Below are 4,188 nucleotides of genomic sequence, written 5' to 3'. Positions count from 1 at the left end.
TAGTAGATGTCCCTTGAACAGAGCTTCTAGGGCACTACTCGTTCCGGGTGTGAGTAGACATTCATACGTCCGGCTCGCACAAATGCGACGACTGTAATTCCAGCCCTTTCCGCAAGAGCAATTGCCTGAGCAGTCGTTGCGCTCCTCGAGGCCAGTACTGGTATCCCGACACGGGCCGCTTGGGCAACTGCCTGGGCTGGAATACGTCCCGTCCCCATCAGGACTGCCTCTCTGACATTCCAGGCGTGCATCAGAGCGTGGCCAATGACCTTGTCGAGTGCCGTGTGACGACTAATGTCCTCACAGTTGAAGACATGCTCTCCCTGTGCGATAAGGGCTGCGTGGACACCGCCAGTGGTCCTCCAGTGGAGAGCGCTGCGTTGCATCTCCTCGGCCAGATCCTGAAGGCGGGAGGCCGACACGGTAAATCCAGGTGAGATAGCGATATCTTCAGTTAGTGCGTCTCCCGAAATGCAGTCGATGTCGATTGATGTGGGTGCATCCGGTCCTGGAGCATCGGGGGAAATGGTAAGAAACGCCGAGCGTTCTTCCACGTTGACAGCAAGGATCTGAGTGGGTCGGGCCCAGCCTTCAGACACAGCGTGGCCGACCGCGGCTTCATCGACCAATTCGCCCGAGCTCGCGAGGTGCACTGCCAGTGTGCCGTTCACATAGATGGTTAGTGCGCGTTCTTCCGTGACCTCGTCCTCGCACCTGATCGCAGTGCCACTGCGGTCGTATCTCCAGATGGTTGTCATCATCGCTTGCCACCTCCCAAGACTGAGTCCAGTATAGGTCGGTTGTCGCTGGATGCCAGAGACCAAGCTGGGCTCCCAGCCTGCTTGGATGTTGCATTTGCCGAGTCACGAGGGTATGATATATATGAAAATCAGCATTGTCTGTAAGGGGGCCCTCATGGGCAAAATCACTCAGTACTATCATGCAACATCTTTGGAGGATGCTTTCGTCAGAGCGAAGCAGCTGGGTCCTGTTGCCGCGTATGTTGGCGGTGGGGTGGAACTGGTCCTCCGGCGGAACCCGGAGATTACGACCCTGATCGACCTGTCGCGCTGTGGTCTCGACTACACTGCAGTAACCGCGGAAGGGATCGAAATCGGTTCTCAGACCACACTCACGACGATCAGTCGCAGCGCCGACATCAGGCAGTACGCTGGCGGTTCGCTCGCCTGGTGGACGGGCCATATTGCTCATAACAACCTGAGGGACATGATCACTGTCGGCGGAGTCATTGGGCGCAACCAGCCGTGGAATGACGTTGTGCCTCACCTCATTGCCCTGGGCGCACAGGTTCGGCTGTTTGATGGTGCCGAACAACTCATTCCTCTCGCTGGATACATCGAAGCGAAGCAGCCGGGTGCGATCATCAAGGGTGTTCTGCTGCCGGCAGGGAATGCCGGATCGAAGGGATTCCTGTGGCGATTCACACGTACGCAGCAGGACATCTCCACGCTGCACTTCTCGGCGCTTGTTGCGTGTGACGGCAAGACGGTGACCGGGGCAACGCTGGTGTTTGCGGGTCGTCCGGGTCATGCGGCTCTCTACCCAAGACTGTCTGAAGAACTTGTCGGAAAGCCGTTGTCGCATGAGACCTTCGCCAGACTCGCAGAGATTGCTCCCGAGTTCGTCGAGGTCGGCAGTGACCTTCGTGCGACGGGCGAGTTCCGTCGTGAGCTGGTGCGGGCGGCTATCGTAAACCTGGAAGAGCACATGACAGGGGTGGCACAATGACTATTTCGATAACAGTGAATACCGTTGAACGTTTCTTTGATGTTCAGCCGGACGAGGTTCTCCTCGATGTTCTGCGACGCGAGGGTTACCTCGAGGTGAAGGGCAGCTGTCATACGGGAGACTGCGGTGCGTGCACCGTCCTGCTGGACGGGCGCCCCGTCGCTTCATGCCTGATGCTAGCCGCCAAAGCCGACGGACGCGCCGTGACGACCGTACGCGGCATAGGGGATCAGGCTCACCCTCACGTCCTTCAGCAAGCGTTTGTCAAGAACGGTGCTGTCCAATGTGGATACTGTGTGCCCGGCGCCATCACATCTGCCAAGGCGCTGCTCGATGACAATCCTGATCCCACCGAAGAAGAGATCCGGCTGGCCATGGACAGCAACTATTGTCGATGCTCCGGGTACGAACAGCAGGTTGAGGCAGTCCTCGATGCCGCCGCGCAGCTCCGGAAAGGGGACACGAAATGAGCATTGAGAGAAAGGGTTTCCGTCACCTGACCGAAGGATCGTATCCGGCGACGCATGTGGTCGGCAAGTCCGTCGACAAGGTCGACAGCTACGCTCTTGCGAGCGGAGCCCCGATGTACACCGATGATATTGCGGCACGTGATTTTCCGAACCGTCTTCATGGAAAGATCCTGGCTAGTCCGATCGCGAATGGCGTTATTACCTCGATCGATACCACTGTTGCAGAGGCACTGCCTGGTGTTCGCCTCGTACTGACGTGGAAGAACACGCCGCGTACGTTCTACACGACGGCTGGACAGGGTTGGCCGGAGCCTTCCCCCTACGACAACCAGATGTTCACGGAGCGCGTGCGTTTCATAGGTGACCGCGTGGCTGCTGTCTTCGCGGACTCCGAGGATATTGCAAAACAGGCGCTCAAGCTCATCAAGGTGAGTTTCAAGGAAGAACCTGCTCTGCTTGACGCCGATGACGCAATGAAGCCGGGAGCTCCGATCGTGCATCCTGAGGACCCAAAGGGTGCATATGATTCGGCGCATAACGTTGCAGCGCACTTGGACGTCAACGTTGGCGATGTCGACAAGGCGTTGGCGGAATCCGAGGTGACCATCTCTGAGACGTTCCAGACACATTATGCCCAGCACACTCCAATGGAGACACATACGGCATTCGCTTATACGGATGACATGGGGAAGATCGTCATCGTGTCGAGTACGCAGGTCCCCTGGCATGTGCGCCGTATTGTCTCGAGGATTCTTGGTCTTTCCATGAGCAAGCTGCGCGTCATCAAGCCTCGGATCGGTGGTGGTTTTGGCACCAAGCAGGAAATCCTCATCGACGACCTTGTGGCCTACGGAACCATCAAAACGGGGCTCCCATGTGAGATCGAGTTGACGCGCAAAGAGGAATTTGTCTCGGCCAGGACCCGTCACCCGATGAAGATCGACATGAGTATCGGTTGCGACAGGCAGGGTCACTTCAGAGCTCTCAAGATGTATGTTCTCAGCAACACCGGGGCCTATGGCAGTCACAGCCTCACGGTGATGTCCAACACGGGCAGCAAAACACTGCCGCTCTACAACAAGGCAACTGACGTGCGGTTCTTTGGGGACGCCGTCTATACGAATCTTCCTGTCCCTGGAGCGTATCGTGGGTACGGGGCAACTCAAGGATACGCTGCTCTCGAAACCACGATCGACGACCTTGCTGCTAAGCTGGGCATGGATCCCATCGAACTGCGGAAGATGAACATGATCAGAGTCGGGGAAGGTTCGCCGATCTTCGAGGCTCTCGGCGAGGGTCGTCAGGGAGTCGCCCAGACGATCACGAGCAGTTCATTGCCGACCCTTGTCGACCTCGGAGCCAAGGCGATCGGCTGGACAGAAAAACGCGGCAAACGCACGCGCAACGGTCACAAGGTCCGTGGCGTTGGAATGTCGATGCATATGCAGGGCTCCGGCATTCCGCTGATCGACATGGCTTCTGCCTCCATCAAACTCAACGAAGACGGAAGCTATTACATGACCATGGGGGCTACAGACATTGGAACAGGGTCCGACACGATTCTGTCGCAGATGGCGGCTGAAGTGCTGGGCATCACCATGGATAAGATCAGTGTTCTTTCCAGCGACACTGACCTGACGCCGTTTGATGTCGGGGCCTATGCCTCGTCGACCACGTTTGTCTCGGGTGGCGCAGTCGTCAAGGCGGCAAAGGCAGTGCGCAATCAGATCTTCTCAGTAGCAGCCGAGATCCTGGGCGAGGAGTTGGACCAGCAACTTGTTACCGCAGAGCCCAAGGTTGAGTACGATAATGATCAGCCGGACCCCATCCTTTCCTTCTATCATATGGAGGATGGGAACGTGCTATCGGTACGGAGCGGAAAGAAGGTCTCTGTATCTGATATTGCCTATCGTGCCTACTACGAGGTCAATCAGCATCAGATCGCAACGACACAGTCGTTCGTGTCCCC

At 57.2% G+C, this 4,188-nt stretch carries 4 protein-coding genes; 3 read left to right on the top strand and 1 reads right to left on the bottom strand.

The window, feature by feature from the left end; translation table 11 throughout:
* Nucleotides 1–26 precede the first annotated feature (26 nt).
* Nucleotides 27–761, bottom strand: coding sequence for a formate dehydrogenase accessory sulfurtransferase FdhD (gene fdhD / locus SMC3_RS08700; protein ID WP_119088134.1), 735 nt, complete (start codon nucleotides 759–761; stop codon nucleotides 27–29).
* A 154-nt stretch (nucleotides 762–915) separates the two neighbouring features.
* Here fdhD and SMC3_RS08695 point away from each other — a divergent pair, with 154 nt between their 5' ends.
* The 3 genes from SMC3_RS08695 to SMC3_RS08685 all read left to right on the top strand — a co-directional run.
* Nucleotides 916–1,749, top strand: a complete 834-nt coding sequence (locus SMC3_RS08695; RefSeq protein ID WP_165846699.1) for an FAD binding domain-containing protein — start codon at nucleotides 916–918, stop codon at nucleotides 1,747–1,749.
* Complete coding sequence (locus tag SMC3_RS08690; protein ID WP_119088132.1) at nucleotides 1,746–2,219, top strand: (2Fe-2S)-binding protein; 474 nt, start codon at nucleotides 1,746–1,748, stop codon at nucleotides 2,217–2,219. Before SMC3_RS08695 ends, SMC3_RS08690 begins: the two co-directional genes overlap by 4 nt.
* The coding region (locus SMC3_RS08685) for a xanthine dehydrogenase family protein molybdopterin-binding subunit (protein WP_207799734.1) at nucleotides 2,216–4,188 on the top strand (1,973 nt) is incomplete at its 3' end. The genes SMC3_RS08690 and SMC3_RS08685, both read left to right, overlap by 4 nt.

Source organism: Candidatus Cryosericum hinesii (genome assembly GCF_003570985.1).
GTDB lineage: Bacteria > Caldisericota > Caldisericia > Cryosericales > Cryosericaceae > Cryosericum > Cryosericum hinesii.
This window is presented reverse-complemented; position numbering and strand designations above follow the sequence as displayed.